12 protein-coding genes are annotated in these 14,834 nt (G+C 64.7%); 9 read left to right on the top strand and 3 right to left on the bottom strand.

Annotated features, from left to right (window positions below; genetic code table 11):
- On the top strand, positions 1-267 hold a 267-nt coding region (locus G404_RS0108495), incomplete at its 5' end, for a transposase (RefSeq protein ID WP_028640705.1).
- Between the two features lie 335 nt (positions 268-602).
- Here the strand turns inward: G404_RS0108495 and G404_RS0108490 are convergent.
- Positions 603-1,364, bottom strand: coding sequence for a winged helix-turn-helix domain-containing protein (locus G404_RS0108490; RefSeq protein WP_028640704.1), 762 nt, complete (start codon positions 1,362-1,364; stop codon positions 603-605).
- A 428-nt stretch (positions 1,365-1,792) separates the two neighbouring features.
- On the opposite strand from G404_RS0108490, the gene G404_RS18550 reads away from it, so the two are divergent.
- Positions 1,793-2,206, top strand: coding sequence for a hypothetical protein (locus G404_RS18550; protein WP_211230751.1), 414 nt, complete (start codon positions 1,793-1,795; stop codon positions 2,204-2,206).
- Here G404_RS18550 and G404_RS0108480 read toward each other — a convergent pair whose 3' ends face one another.
- Both G404_RS0108480 and G404_RS0108475 read right to left on the bottom strand, forming a co-directional pair.
- Positions 2,207-2,602 carry an acyl-CoA thioesterase gene (locus tag G404_RS0108480; RefSeq protein WP_028640703.1) on the bottom strand — a complete coding sequence of 132 codons (396 nt, stop codon included), beginning with the start codon at positions 2,600-2,602 and terminating at the stop codon, positions 2,207-2,209.
- A complete protein-coding gene (locus G404_RS0108475; protein ID WP_425411624.1) occupies positions 2,586-4,685 on the bottom strand; it encodes a S9 family peptidase in 2,100 nt (699 codons plus the stop codon). The genes G404_RS0108480 and G404_RS0108475 overlap by 17 nt, the downstream gene beginning before the upstream one ends.
- Before the next feature lie 96 nt (positions 4,686-4,781).
- Between G404_RS0108475 and G404_RS0108470 the strand changes: the two genes are divergently transcribed.
- The 7 genes from G404_RS0108470 to pabB all read left to right on the top strand — a co-directional run bounded on the left by G404_RS0108470 (position 4,782) and on the right by pabB (position 14,832).
- Entirely contained in the window at positions 4,782-6,581 is a 1,800-nt protein-coding gene (locus tag G404_RS0108470) for an aminopeptidase P family protein (protein ID WP_028640701.1), read from the top strand.
- 57 nt (positions 6,582-6,638) lie between these two features.
- The gene (locus G404_RS0108465; RefSeq protein ID WP_028640700.1) at positions 6,639-7,013 is read left to right on the top strand and encodes a VOC family protein; all 375 of its coding nucleotides are present in this window, start codon (positions 6,639-6,641) and stop codon (positions 7,011-7,013) included.
- Positions 7,014-7,256: 243 nt separating this feature from the next.
- On the top strand, positions 7,257-7,895 hold the full coding sequence (locus tag G404_RS18545) for an EF-hand domain-containing protein (protein ID WP_084601165.1): 639 nt from the start codon (positions 7,257-7,259) through the stop codon (positions 7,893-7,895).
- A gap of 61 nt (positions 7,896-7,956) precedes the next feature.
- Positions 7,957-8,688 (top strand): response regulator, encoded by a 732-nt coding sequence (locus G404_RS0108455; protein WP_028640699.1) that lies wholly within the window; start codon positions 7,957-7,959, stop codon positions 8,686-8,688.
- A gap of 8 nt (positions 8,689-8,696) precedes the next feature.
- Positions 8,697-10,160, top strand: coding sequence for a sensor histidine kinase (locus G404_RS0108450; RefSeq protein WP_036520838.1), 1,464 nt, complete (start codon positions 8,697-8,699; stop codon positions 10,158-10,160).
- A gap of 146 nt (positions 10,161-10,306) precedes the next feature.
- Positions 10,307-12,961, top strand: a complete 2,655-nt coding sequence (locus tag G404_RS0108445) for a M1 family metallopeptidase (RefSeq protein ID WP_036520796.1) — start codon at positions 10,307-10,309, stop codon at positions 12,959-12,961.
- 47 nt (positions 12,962-13,008) lie between these two features.
- The gene (gene pabB, locus G404_RS0108440; protein ID WP_028640696.1) at positions 13,009-14,832 is read left to right on the top strand and encodes an aminodeoxychorismate synthase component I; all 1,824 of its coding nucleotides are present in this window, start codon (positions 13,009-13,011) and stop codon (positions 14,830-14,832) included.
- Positions 14,833-14,834: the final 2 nt, after the last annotated feature.

The raw sequence follows: 14,834 nt of genomic DNA, 5'->3' as shown, positions 1-14,834 counted from the left end.
CTGGCCTACATGACGTTCCCCAAGGAACATCGGGCCAAGTTGCACAGCACGAATCCCATCGAACGCCTGAATGGCGAGATCAAACGCCGCACCGAAGTGGTCGGGATCTTCCCCAACGAAGGCGCGATCACCCGCCTGATCGGCGCCATCCTCATGGAGCAATCCGACGAATGGGCCGTCCAGCGCGCACGCTACATGACGCTTGAAACAATGGCGCCACTCAGCGACAATCCCATCGTCATGCTATCGGCTGTGCCCGGCGCATGATCGGCTCAAACTGACGCCGAAATCGGTGGTGGCCCCAATAAGCTACACCACGCCGTGGGACACGATCCACATTTTCGCCGCGTTGGCCGAAAATTGCACAGCCCGACGCCCGGAACCGGTTAACGTCGGATCGTCCGCCCAGCGGCAGGCAGATCGGTTCGCGTGGCCGCACGGTGCCACATGCCAGGGCGTTCGCGGTGAAGCCGGTGGCGGCACATCCGGCAGCTGCCGACAAAACCGTCACCGTCCCATGCCACGTCCGCGTCAGGCCAATGCATCCCGAGAAACCGGCAACCGATTGCGCGGGCCACGTGCCTGGACAGGCGCATGGCGGATCAGCTGTCCACAGTCTGATCGGCGCTGTGGTACAGCCCGTAGGCGCCCTGGAAATTGGTCTCGATGCGGTATCCAGGGGTCAATTTGCGCCGCAAGTTCGACATGCTCACCTTGATCGAACGCTTGAACTTGGCCGGGTCTGCCGGGTCGATGACGCGGCACAGCTGGCTGACCGCCACGGCCTGGCCGGCATTGCGCGACAGCGCCGCCAGCAGTGCCAGTTCGCGCGGGGTCAGTTCCGTCGGATTGCAAAGATGGGCAATGCCGGCCTTTTTCTCGTGCATCGAATGGTGCACCTGGCGGGTTACGGCATAGCGCTGGGTGATCGCGGCGATGCGTGCCATGGCTTCATCGACGGGCATCCTAGCGCTGTCGATGACATCGTCGAAGCCGACATTCAGCAGGCGCGCGCGACGCGGTGGCGTCGAACCGTGCAGCACCGCAATCGTGGCGATATTGTTCAGGAGAAACCGGTTGGCACGCAAAAATCGCCCCATGCGCAACGGATCGCTGCCGCCGATGATCAGGATGTCGTAATCATCCGCAGCACGGGACAATGCAAACGTCTCATCATCCGAAAACTGGCGAATCTGCGTGTAATCAAATATATTTGCAACAAATGCGTCGCGTTCATTTTTGAATGAATCGTTGGTCGAAAGATATCGTGTACGATATTCTGCAGATAGTTTGACAGATTTTGAAACGATCAAACTTTCTATGCCATAACTCATGGCAAATTCGATCAGATTATTCGCCTGCATATTTAATTCCGCGCCCCGAATGTTCAGATCGTCCCGTCGTAAAGGCTGGTAAATGCCATTTGTTGACGGGCGCTTAATCTTTGTGAATTTTCCCCATGTCCCGGGTCGGTTTTATTACGGTGAAGGTAAGTTGTTGGCGGCACAGATGGTAAACGGAAATGGCTGTTAGGAATTTGCGAAACCACAAAAATTCAATAAGTTAATATAGGCAGATGTTTGTGGGGCCGACGCGGGGCTCGTTTTGGAAATTAAGCTGGTTGCGATCACAGCCAGCTGGCGTCGGGCAACAGTGTCGCAGACGCGATCGGTGGCCGTGACGCTTAACCGCTGCGTGGCGCTGCCGTTCTATCCCCATGATCGGTGGGCCGCGCAACCTCCATCCCGAACCCCGGCGCGCCGATCACCGGACCGAAAAGGCAGTACGCGGCATGCAGGCGCTGACACAGTGCTGGTTTACCCGGGTCCATCGCCCCGAACGCGCGCGCCATCGGGCCGGCGATGGTGCGCTGACCAGCGCCTGCCGCTATTGCCAGCGGCCACTGATCAGCTGGGATCACGAAACCTGGAATTTGGCCAATGGCCTCGATATGTCGCGGCTGACCGAACTGACCAGTGGCCGCACCTTGACGCTGATCGACATGGTCGATGATCTGATCGTCCGCCGCTTTGCCATCCGCGATCTGTATGACGAGGCTGCGGTCGAGGCGTTCAAACAGGATTTGCGCCGGCAATACGGGCTGGACAATCCCGCGTCGACACTGGTGCTGCGCGATAGCGCGCCACCCTTGCGCAAACGCCGGGCCAGGCCCCATGCGGGCGATACCGCTCCGGGGCCGGGTTGATCAGGCCAGAAACGGCGCGGCGATTTCGGCGGTAACGCGCGCCAGCCGTCCGGTGGTGCGATCGATCAGCGCCCAGGTGGTGCGTGCGTCGACCAGCGCGCGGCCGCGCTGATCGCGAAACGTGGTGCACCTGTCAAAGCGCGCGCCGGCCGGGCCATCGGGAATGCGGGTTTGTGCCATGACGGTTTCGCCTGCACCGACATTGCCGCGATAATCGATTTCGTGCCGCGTTACGACCCAGATATAGCGATCGCGGTGCCGGGGCAGGGCGTCGGCCTGCCAGTGCGCCACCGCGATCCGTTCCATCCACTGCACCCAAACCGCGTTGTTGACGTGGCCCAGTTCGTCGATGTCGTCCGGCCCCGCGGTAAAGGTCAGGTCATGGCTCTGCGCCATCGGCGATACCCAGCTGCCACAGGATGAACGCGAATTCCTCGGCGGTTTCCTTCAGGCTTTCAAATCGGCCCGATTTTCCGCCGTGGCCGGCGCCCATGTTGGTCTTGAACACCAGTTCGTTGCTGTCGGTCTTGCACCCGCGCAGTCGGGCCACCCATTTGGCAGGTTCCCAATAGGTCACGCGCGGATCGTTAAGCCCGGCGGTGACCATCAGCGGCGGATAGGCCTGATGGCGCACCTGGTCATAGGGGGAATAGGCGTGGATCAGGTGAAAGGCGTCTGAATCCTCGATCGGATTGCCCCATTCGGGCCATTCCCCCGGCGTCAACGGCAGCGTTTCGTCAAGCATGGTGTTCAGAACGTCGACAAACGGCACATGCGCCACCACTGCGCCCCACAGATCGGGATCGGAATTGATCACCGCGCCCATCAGTTCGCCGCCCGCCGATCCGCCGCTGATCGCGATGCGCCCCGGGCTGGTCAGACCGCGTGCAACCAGGCCGCGCGCGACATCGACGAAATCGTTGAACGTGTTGCGCCGTTTGTCGAGCTTGCCGTCCTTGTACCATTTGCGACCCAGGTCATCGCCGCCGCGGATATGCGCAATGGCAAACACCATGCCGCGATCGACCAGGCTGAGCCGGCCGGTGGAAAACCCCGGCCCGATGGCAATACCATATGCGCCATAGCCATAGAGATAGAGCGGCGAGGGGTCGGTGCGATCCTTGCGCGCCATGATCGACACCGGCACCAGCGTGCCGTCGCGCGCGGAAATTTCGATCCGCTGCGTCCAGTAGAGCGAGGCGTCATAGCCCGAAGGGATTTCCTGGACCTTCAGGGTTTCCAGCGTGCGGTCGGCGACATGATAGTCATAGACGGTGGCCGGGCTGATCATCGATTCATAGGTCAGCCGCAGGCGATCGGTCGCCCATTCGGGATTGTCGGCCAGACCCGCTTCATAGCTTTCCTCGGGAAATGCGATGTGTTCGATCCGCGCGGGATCGTCGTAATAGCGCACTTCGATCCGGTCGAGCCCGCGCACGCGGCCTTCGACCACATAGAAATCGCGGAACAGATCGAACCCGGTCAGATAAAATTCGTCGCTGCCCTCGATCAGCGTGGTCCATTCGCGCGGGGCCGAAAGCGGGGCCGTGGCCAGCCGGAAATTCTCGTGCGTGTCATTGGTGTGGATATACAGCAGCGGATCACTGCCATCGTTGCGATCGAACACATCGACATCGTATTCCACCCCGGTCCGGCGTTCGCGCACCAGAACCAACGGCGCGGTCGGATCGGCGGCAGGCACCAGCCAGGATTCACCGGTTTCATGGTCGCCGGTTGAAAGTACCAGCCACCGTTCGCTCGCCGACAGGCCGACGCCGACGCGAAACCCTTCGTCCGCCTCGTGAAACAGCACCTGGTCGTCGCTGGCGGCGGTGCCCAGCCGGTGCAGCAGCACGGTGTCGGTGCGCCACTGGTCGTTGACCCGGGCATAGACCAGCGCGCTGTCGTCGCTGGTCCAGATCAGGCCCGACAGTGTTTCGGGGATTTCGTCGGGCAGCACTTCGCTGGTGGCGATGACCTTGATCCGCGCGACAAACCGTTCCGAGCCATCGTTATCGACCGCCCAGGCCAGCATGCGGCCGTCGTTCGACACCGAAATTGCGCCCAGCTTGAAATAATCAAGCCCGTCGGCCAGCACCGCTTCGTCGAGGATCAGTTCGTTGGCCGCGCCATCGTCGCCGGCCGCCACCGGGCGTCGCCACCAGGTCTTGTATTCGGCGCCTTCGGCAAATTCGATCCAGTAGAGATATGCCCCGTCCTTCTGCGGCACCGAACGGTCGGCCTCTTTGATGCGGCCGCGCATTTCGGTGAACAGCGTGTCGATCTGCGGCTGCCGGTCGGCCATGCGCTGCTCGAACCAGGCGTTTTCGGCGTTGAGATAGTCGAGCACTGCCGGGTCCTTGACCTCGGGATAGGCCGGATCGCGCAGCCAGGCATAGTCATCGACCACGGTCACGCCGTGGTGGGCAAAGCTGTGCGGGCGCCGTTCGGCAATCGGGGGATGGGAGAGCGGTGCCATTCGGGGCGGGGTGGTTTTGGCCATGCAACGCATCTATGGTGCATGCACGGTCCCGGCAAGCCGGGGTTTACCCCTTGATGGACAACGGCGATGTTGATGAACACCCACGAGGCGCGGCTCAAGGCGCTGCGCGACAGGCTGACAGTGCAGGATCTGGACGGGTTTGTCGTGCCGATCTGCGATGAACACATGAGCGAATATGTCGGCGCCTATGCGCAGCGGCTGAAATGGCTGACCGGGTTTGCCGGCTCTGCGGGCAGCGCGGTGGTGTTGCGCGATTGTGCGGCGATGTTCGTCGACGGGCGTTACACCTTGCAGGTGCGCGATCAGGTCGATGCGCGGTTCTATGCCTTTGAACAGGTGCCGCAGGCCAGCCCGGCGGCATGGCTGGCGACGCATGCCCCCGATGGCGCGCGGATCGGCTATGACGCATGGTTGCACACCCGCGCCTGGGCCGAGGCAACCGCGCGTGCGCTGGCGGCGAGCGGCGGCACGCTGGTGGCGGTGGACGCCAACCCGGTCGATGCGATCTGGGCCGATCAACCCGCACCCTCCGCGGCCCCGGCCGTGCCGCACGCGATCGAACATGCCGGCCTTGACCACCACACCAAGCTGGCGGCGGTAACCCGCTGGCTGGCGCAGCAGGACAGCGATGCGGTGGTGATCGCAGCACTCGATTCGGTCGCCTGGCTGTTCAATCTGCGCGGCAGCGATGTCGCCTGTACCCCGGTTGCGCTGGCCTATGCGCTGGTGCACGCCGATGGCACGGCCGATCTGTTTATCGCGCCCGAAAAAGTTACGCCCGATCTGGTCGCGCATCTGGGCGCGGGCGTGCGTCTGGCCCCGCGCGATGGCTTCGTGGCGGCGTTGCACGCGCTGGCGGACAAGCGCGTGGCGGTCGATCCGGAACGCAGCGTTGCCGCGATCTTTCAGGCGCTTGATGCGGCTGGGGCCACGATCCTGCCGCTGACCGATCCGGTGATCCTGCCCAAGGCGGTGAAGAACCCGGTGGAAATCGCCGGACACCGCGCCGCCCAGGCGCGCGACGGGGCGGCAGTTGCGCGTTTTCTGCACTGGCTGGAACAGGCCGGGCCACAGGGCACGCAGACCGAATTGTCGGCATCAGACCGGCTGGAAGGCGAACGGCGCGCAACCAATGCGCTGATCGATCTGAGTTTCGATACGATTTCGGGCGCTGGCCCCAATGGCGCGATCGTGCATTACAAGGCGGACGAGACCACCAACCGCGCGATTGCCGCCAACAGCGTCTATCTGGTGGATTCGGGCGGGCAATATCGCGATGGCACCACCGATATCACCCGCACGGTGTGGATCGGCCCCGATGCGCCGCCGGCCGAAGTGCGCGACCGGTTCACGCGGGTGCTCAAGGGGCATATCGCGCTGGCCCGCGCAGTGTTTCCGGCGGGCACGGTGGGGGCGCAGCTTGACGTGCTGGCGCGCCAGTTCCTGTGGGCGGCGGGATGCGATTATGCACATGGCACCGGGCACGGCGTCGGCAGCTTTTTGTCTGTCCACGAAGGGCCGCAGCGTATCGCCAAGGCGCAGGGCGGGCAGGCGGGCACCGCGCAAGCCCTGCTGGCGGGCATGATCGTGTCGAACGAGCCCGGCTATTACCGCGCCGGTGCCTATGGCATCCGTATCGAGAACCTGGTGCTGGTCGAACCGCGCGCGATCGACGGGGCCGAAGGCGAATACCTGGGCTTTGCCACGCTGACCCATGTGCCGATCGACCGGCGGTTGATCGATCCGGCGCTGCTCGATGCAGGCGAGCGCGCCTGGCTTGATGCCTATCACGCCGACGTGCGCGCGATCCTGATGCCGCTGCTGGGCGGTGATGACCGCGCCTGGCTTGAGGCAGCGACTGCGCCGTTGTAGCCGATCAGTGTTCCTGATACGTTCATGCCAGTCGATGTGCTGGAAGGGGATTCGCACATGATCGGTTACGTCACTTTGGGAACCTGCGATCTGGAACGGGCGGCACAGTTCTATGATGCTGTCGCGGCCGAACTTGGCACTGGCCGGATGTTTGTAACCGACCGGTTCATCGCCTGGGGTACGCCCGGCGGCGCACCCGGCATCGGCCTGACGCTGCCGTTCGATGGCCAGCCGGCCAGTGTGGGCAACGGCGTCATGGTTGCGCTGGCGGCACGCGACGCGGACCAGGTCAACCGGCTTCATGCGCTTGCACTGGCGCATGGCGGCACGTGTGAAGGCGCGCCAGGGCCGCGTGGCGAAGGCGAATTCTATGCCGGCTATTTCCGCGATCCCGATGGCAACAAGCTGAATGCCTTTGTGATGGCGGGCTGAGCGATCGCGGGGGTCCGGTGCCGGCGCGCGACAATGTGCGACAAAGAACCGTGCGTTTGGGCATAGTTGGGCGACAAGTGCGGTCTATAGCCTGCACCTGGAAAGTCGTGAGGCGGTCGCAACACAGCCCCCCTGCTTGACCCGGCGCGGCACCCCCCTCGCCAGACCGGGGTCTGCCTCGCGGCTTTCCTTCCCCCATGACTCGACATCCCGGGTCTGACGGATTGCCCGCGAAGGTTTGCCATGACGAGATCTGTTCTGCGTGCCGGTTTTGCAGCGATGCTGTTGTCATCCGCCCCGGTCGCCTGGGCTGCGCCAGACGAACCGGCCGCGCCTGCACCGCGCACCATCAGCTTTGCCCAGGTCAGGGCCGCGGGCGACAGCATGTGGGACCGGCTGGATGCCAATCACGATGGCCGGATCGACCGCGCCGATCGCGATGCGCGCCTGCTGGAAGGGTTTGCAAGGTGGGATACCAATCACGACGGCATGATCAGCAAGGATGAATTCCTGGCCCATGTCCATGCACGCGCGGACCGGGCCGGCTGGCAGCACCCCGCCCCGGGCGAGGGTGCGTCGCCGCCACCGTCGCCCCGGCCGGGTGAAGAAGGGCCGCGCGAACGCTGGCGCGACCATCATCCCGGCGGCATGATGGCCATGGCGATCGTCGCGCCTGCGCTGCACGAGGCGCGCAAGGATGGCGTGATTGCGCGCGCGGCATTCGATGCAGCGCTGAAGGCCGGTTTCGACCGGGCCGACACCAACCACGACGGCGTACTGACCCGCGAAGAGCTGCGCGCGGCGGGGCACGCAATGTGGCGCCATCATCACCGGCCGTGGCACGGGCCTGACATGGCGCCGCCACCGCGGCCCGCGCAGTGAACGGAGCGCCGGGATGACAACCGCACTGGCACACGCGCAGCAATCGGCTAAGACAGAGGGCATGACCGCCTCGCTGCCAACCGAAATCCTGCTTGTCGACGACGAGGCAGGCTTGCGCGAGCCGTTGGCCGAATACCTTGCCCGTCAGGGTTTTGTGGTGACCCAGGCCGCAAGCGCCGCCGAAGCGCGCGGGCGCATCGCCTCAAGCCAGTTCGATCTTGTCCTGCTCGACATCATGATGCCGGGTGAAGATGGCCTGTCGCTGTGCCGCCATCTGGCCGAATCCAAACGCATGCCGGTGATTTTTATCACGGCGCGCGGCGAATCCACCGATCGCATCGTCGGCCTGGAAATCGGCGGGGATGATTATGTGGTCAAACCGTTCGATCCGCGCGAACTGGTCGCGCGCATTCGCAGCGTGTTGCGCCGTGCCAGCCGCGGCGGCCCCGATACGGCCGAAGCCGTGGTCTATGAATTCGAAGGCTGGACGCTCGATCCGCTCAAACGCCGGCTGGTCGATCCCGAAGGCGCGGTCGTGGCGATTTCCTCCGCCGAATTCCGGCTGTTGATGGCATTTCTCGATCATCCGCGCCAGGTGCTTGATCGCGATCGCCTGCTCGACATGGTGCAAGGCCGTGAAGCGCATCTGTTCGATCGCGCGGTCGACAACCAGATCAGCCGACTGCGCCGCAAGATCGAACCTGACAGCCGCAATCCGCAATTGATCCAGACCGTATGGGGCGGGGGCTACATGCTTGCCGCCGAAGTGCGCAAGACCGTGGCGCGGGATTGATCGCGCCGATGTGGCTGCGCAGTCTGCAGGGCCAGATGATGCTGGCCATCGCGCTTGCCCTGCTGATTGCGCAAGGTTTTTCAGCCACGTTGATCTGGCATGAAGTGCACCAGCGGCATATTGCCATGCTGGTCAACGGCGCAGCGATGCGGATGGCCATGGCCAACGATCGCGCCAATGGCCTGCACCCGCCGGGCACCGACGGCGGCTTTGACCCCCATGGCCCAGCCGATGCGCGCAGCCCGCCCGGACCGCCGCCCGTGCCCCCACCGGGCCCGTCCGATGATACATTGCGCCTGCCGCGGGTGTTGCGCGTGCATATCGACCCCGCTTCGCCGGTGCAGGCCGGTGACCGCCCGTTGAGCGAGGTTGAAACCGCGTTGCGCGATGCGCTGGTGGCGCAAGGCGAATCGCCCGGATCATTGGTGGTGGTCGAACGCGATGCCATGCACGACCCGCTGTTGCGGCCGATGCTGCCCGAATTGCGCGTGCGTTACCGGCTGACCGCGACCGATGTGTTGCCCGCGCTGGTCATTGCTTCGCAGCGGCAGGCCGATGGCACCTGGCTGACTGTGCGCAGCTTCATGCCGTCAAACGAAACACAGCTGTTGTTGCGGCTGCTGCGCCAGGCAATCCTGACCTATCTTGTGCTGGTCACCGTGGTCGGGCTGATCCTGCGGCGGATCACGCGCCCGTTGCGCGCGTTGACCGGACGACTGGAAAGCTTTGCTGCATCGCCCGGCACGCTCGACCAGTTGCAACCGCAGGGCCCGGCCGACATTCGCCGCCTGATCATCGCGCACAACGCGATGGAATCGCGGTTGAGCGCGCTGCTCGACGAAAAGGATGTGATGCTTGGGGCGATCGGGCACGATCTGAAGACCCCGCTGGCCGCTCTGCGGGTGCGGATCGAGGCGGTCGAAGACGATGCCGAGCGCAGCCGCATGGCCGCGACGATCGAAGAGATCAACCATTCGCTCGACGATATCCTGTCGCTTGCGCGGGTCGGGCGCCCGACCGATCCGATCGAGGCGACCGAATTGTCGGCGCTGATCAGCGATGTCATCGGCGAATACGAAGATATGGGCGACGATGTCGAACTGGGCGAAACCACGCGCATGGTCGCGCCCGTGCGCGCAATCTGGTTGCGCCGGGCAACGCGCAACCTGGTGTCGAACGCACTGCGTTACGGGCATCGCGCGCGGGTTCGGCTGGAACGCGAAGGACGGTTTGCCGTGCTGGTGGTTGACGATGATGGCCCCGGCATTCCCGAACATGCCATCGCGCAGATGATGGAACCGTTCACCCGGCTGGATCCTTCGCGCAACACCGGCACAGGCGGCGCCGGGCTGGGCCTGACACTGGCGCGCGCGATTGCCGATCAGCACGGCGGATCGCTGACCCTAACCAACCGCGTCGAGGACGGCCACACGGTCGGCCTTTCGGCCTGCCTGCGCCTGCCACTGGCCTGAATGCAGCCCATGCCGTTGGTCGGGCACGGTGTGTCGCTTGTCGAAGCCCGGAGCGACAATTGATTGCCATTGCAACCATCGCGTTGCTAGATCGCGCCGATCCCGACCCCCGGCGACAGGGGGCTTCACAACGATAAGGTCTGTGCATGTTTCGCCCCGCATTTCGTTCCGTTGCGGCGCTGGCTATGGCCGGCTCTGCGCTTTCGCTTCTGGTTGCCACGCCCGCATCGGCTGAAACGTCGGTCTTTCCGATCGATGGCACGCTGGCCCACACCGCGATCCCCAGCCATTACGCCATTGCAATCCGTCCCGATGCCAAGGCGCTGACCTTTGCCGGAACCGTCACAATCGATGTTGACGTGCCGCAGGCAACCGATTCGATCGTGCTCAACGCTGCGGCGATCACGATCGGCAAAGCCAGCCTGGTATCCGGCAGCGGCCAGGTCATCGCTTTGACCATCAGCCACGACGCCAAGGAACAGACCGTCAGCCTGACTGCGCCCGGCGGCATCCTGCCGGGCAAATATCGCATCGAGGGCGACTACACCGGCACGATCGACACCCAGGCAGACGGCCTGTTTGCACTCGATTACACCGGCAACGATGGCAAGCCGACGCGCGCACTGTTTACCCAGTTCGAACCCAGCTATGCGCGCCAGTTCGCGCCGATGTTCGACGAACCCTCGTACAAGGCGACGTTTGACCTGTCGGTCGTGGTGCCCGCCGATCGCCTGGCGGTCAGCAACATGCCGGTCGCCAGCGAAGCACCTGCTGGCAAGGGGTTCAAGAAAGTCACGTTCCGCACCACGCCAAAGATGTCGTCGTATCTGCTGTTTTTCGGCGCGGGCGATTTCGAACGCAAGGCCAGGATGACCAGCGCCGGCGTCGAGGCGGGCATCGTCTCGCCCCGCGGCAGCGGCAGCCAGGCCGATTTCGCGCTGAACGAGCTGGCCGGGCTGATCCCCTATTACAACGACTATTTCGGCGTGAATTATCCTTTGCCCAAAATCGACAACATTGCCGGGCCGGGCCAGTCGGAATTCTTTTCGGCGATGGAAAACTGGGGCGCGGTGTTTACGTTCCAGCGCGATCTGCTGGACGATCCCAAGACCACCTCGCCACGGTCGCGCGAATTCATCGAAGTTGCGCAGGCGCACGAAGTTGCGCACCAGTGGTTCGGCGATCTGGTGACGATGGCCTGGTGGGACGACCTGTGGCTGAACGAAGGGTTCGCCAGCTGGATGGAAACCAAGGCGACCGATCATTTCCACCCCGACTGGTATGCGCTGCTGAACCGTGTTTCGGGGCGCGAGGCGGCCATGGGCCTGGATGCGTTCCGCACCACGCATCCGATCGTGCAGCACATCCGCACCGTCGACGAAGCCAACCAGGCATTTGATGCCATCACCTATCAAAAGGGCGAGGCGGTGCTGGCCATGCTGGAGGCTTATGCGGGCGAAGGCACGTGGCGCGATGGCATTCGCGCCTATATGGCTGCGCACAAGTTCGGCAACAGCCACACCACCGACCTGTGGTCGGCGGTCGAGGCCGCCGGTGCCAAGGGTCTGACCACGATTGCCACCGATTTCACCACGCAGCCGGGCATTCCGCTGGTGCGGGTGGCAGGCCAGACGTGCGCTGCGGGCAAGACGACGCTTAGCCTGACGCAGGATGAATTTACCCGCGATCGCGTCGGCGAGGTATCCTCGCGTCGCTGGCATGTGCCGCTGCTGGTGTCGGTCGGCGCGTCGGCCCCGATCCGGTCGATCATGGCCGATGGCAAGACCACGCTGACGCTCGACGGTTGCGGGCCGGTGGTCATCAACGCGGGCCAGGTCGGCTATTACCGGTCGCTCTATACGCCCGCAGGCCTGGCCGATCTGACCAGTGCGCTGCCGACGCTGGCGCCGATCGACCAGCGCGGGCTGGTCGCCGATCAGCTTGAACTGGCCTATGCCGGATATCAGCCGCTGGCTGCGCCGCTGAACCTGCTCGCGCGTGTGCCGGGCACCGCCAATCCACGCGTCGCGGCAGAGGCCGTGGGCCGTTTTGCCGGACTGTACCAACGCCTTGACGGCAATCCGCAAGGGCAGACCCTGCTGGCGGCGCGCGCGATCGGGCTGTGGAAACAGCGGCTTGATACGCTGGGCTTTGATCCGCGCGCCTCAGAAACGCTGCCCGATGCCGATCTGCGCGCAACGCTCGTGTCGGCGCTGGGCCGCATGGGCGAGCCGGGCGTGGTGGCCGAAGCGCGCCGCCGTTTTGCCGCGCTCGACACCAATCCCCATGCGCTGGATGGCCCGTTGAAACAGGACTGGATCGGGATCATCGCGCGCAATGCCAGCGCGGCCGAATGGGACAAGCTGGCAAAACTGGCACAGGCCAGCACGTCGACGGTGGCGCGGTCCGACCTGTTTCAACAGCTGGGTGCGGCGCACGATGAGGCGCTGGCCAAACGCGCGCTCGATCTGGCGCTGACCGATGTGCCGGGCAAGACCACCTCGGCGGGGATGATCTCGTCGGTGGCGACCGCGCACAGCGAACTGGCGTTCGATTTCTTCATCGCGCATCGCGATGCGGTGCTGGCGCTGGTCGATGCCTCGGCCCGCACCACCTATATCGAACGGCTGGCCGGCGCGGCCGACAACGAGGCGATGGTGGCCAAACTGACCGCCTATCAGCAGACGCTGCCCGCCGACGCGCAAAAGCCGGTGGAACGCGCGTTGGCGCGGTTGAAAAATCGCCTGGCGGGCAAAGAGCGGATCGTTCGCGAAACCGTGGCCTGGCTCAAGGGTGCCTGACGGGCATTTTGCATCAGCCGTAATGTATCGCTAAGGGCCGGGTCATCATGACCCGGCCCCTTTTCCTTCTGCTCGATGACGCGCGCCAGACCGGCGCTGCGCCATCGCGGCTCTATCGCGATCCGCAAGAGGTCGTGGTGGCGCGGCGGCCTGAAGAGGTCGGGCCGGCGTTGGAGAAAATCGCCGCGCGTGCTGGCCATTGGGCCGGCATGATCGCCTATGAAGCAGGCCTGGCGCTTGAACCGCGGCTGATGCCATTGGCTGCGCGACGCAGCGGCGCGGCAGGGCCGCTGGTGTGGTTTGCGCGCTGGGGGCAATGCACGCCGATGGCCGCAGACGCGGTTGAGGCCTGGCTGGACAGTGAAATTTCGGGCCCCGGCGTGTTGGGGCCGCTTGCTCCGCAGATCTCGACCGGCGGCTATGCCGCGGCGTTTGGCGGGGTGCTCGATGCAATTCGCGCGGGCGATATCTATCAGGTCAATCTGACGTTTCCGTTGGGCGGGGCCTGGCGCGGCGATCCGCTGGCGATCCACCGCGCGTTGCGCAGCGATGCGCGCGGCGGCTATGGTGCGGTGCTGTGGGACGGATCACACTGGACGCTGTCGGCTTCGCCCGAACTGTTCGTGCGGGTCGATGGCCACGCCGCCACGGTGCGCCCGATGAAGGGCACCGCCCCGCGCGGGCGCACCGCCAACGAAGACGCGGCCAATCGCGAAAGCCTGATCGCCAGCGTCAAGGATCGCGCCGAAAACCTGATGATCGTCGATCTGATGCGCAACGATCTGTCACGGCTGGCGGTGCCGGGCAGTGTCAAGGTCGATGCGCCGTTCGCGATCGAAAGCTATCCCACCGTGCACCAGATGGTGACCACGGTGCATGCCACGCTGGCCCCGGGCGCGGGCGCGATTGATCTGGTGCGCGCGATCTTTCCATGCGGATCGGTCACCGGCGCGCCCAAGATTCGTGCGATGGAACTGATCGACCGGCACGAACGCGATGCGCGCGGGGCCTATTGCGGGGCAATCGGCTATATTGATGTGCCCGATGATCGCGGCGAATCCGGCGTTGACGCTGGCACGGCGGTGTTCAATGTGGCAATCCGCACGGTGCGTCTGACACCCGATCATCCAGGGGCCGGGGGCGGGCGCGCGAGCATGGGGGTGGGCTCTGCCGTGGTGGCCGATTCTGCCATGCTGGGCGAATGGCGGGAATGCGTGATCAAGGGGAATTTCTTGCGCTTGTCTGCGGGCCAGGCCGATCTGATCGAGACGATGGCGTTCGATCCCGCGCGCGGGATCGCGCTGATCGAACTGCATCTTGAACGGCTGCGCGCAAGTGCCGTCGAGCTTGGCTTTGCGTTCGACCGCCATGCCGCGCGCAACGCGATCCAGGCATTGTGCTTTGATCTGGAAGCGCCTGCCAAAGTGCGCCTGCTGCTGGCCCGATCGGGCGCGATTGCGCTCGAAACCGCAGCGCTGCCGGCGGTGCCCGACCGGCCGCTGGCGTGCGCGGTGCTGCCGCTGCCGGTGGCGGCCGATGATTGGCGGCTGCGGCACAAAACCAGCGATCGGGGGTTTTACGAGGCGGCCCTGCGCGCTGCGCGCGGCGTCGGTGCGGACGAAGCGCTGCTGCTGCGCGACGATGGCCACATCACCGAGGGCAGCTTTACCAACGTGTTTGTCCGGCGCAGCGACGGCCGGTTGATCACGCCGCGCGACACCCACGGGCTGTTGCCCGGCGTGCTGCGGCGCAGCCTGATCGATGCCGACAAAGTCGTCGAGGGCGATGTGACGCTCGATCATCTGCGCGACGGATTCCTGCTGGGCAATGCCCTGCGCGGGCTGATGCCGGCGCGCCTGCTGGACGCCTGACA

Source organism: Novosphingobium acidiphilum DSM 19966, assembly GCF_000429005.1.
In the GTDB taxonomy this organism is placed as follows: domain Bacteria; phylum Pseudomonadota; class Alphaproteobacteria; order Sphingomonadales; family Sphingomonadaceae; genus Novosphingobium; species Novosphingobium acidiphilum.
The sequence above is the reverse complement of the archived record's forward strand: the minus strand, read 5'-3'. Positions and strand labels throughout refer to the sequence as shown.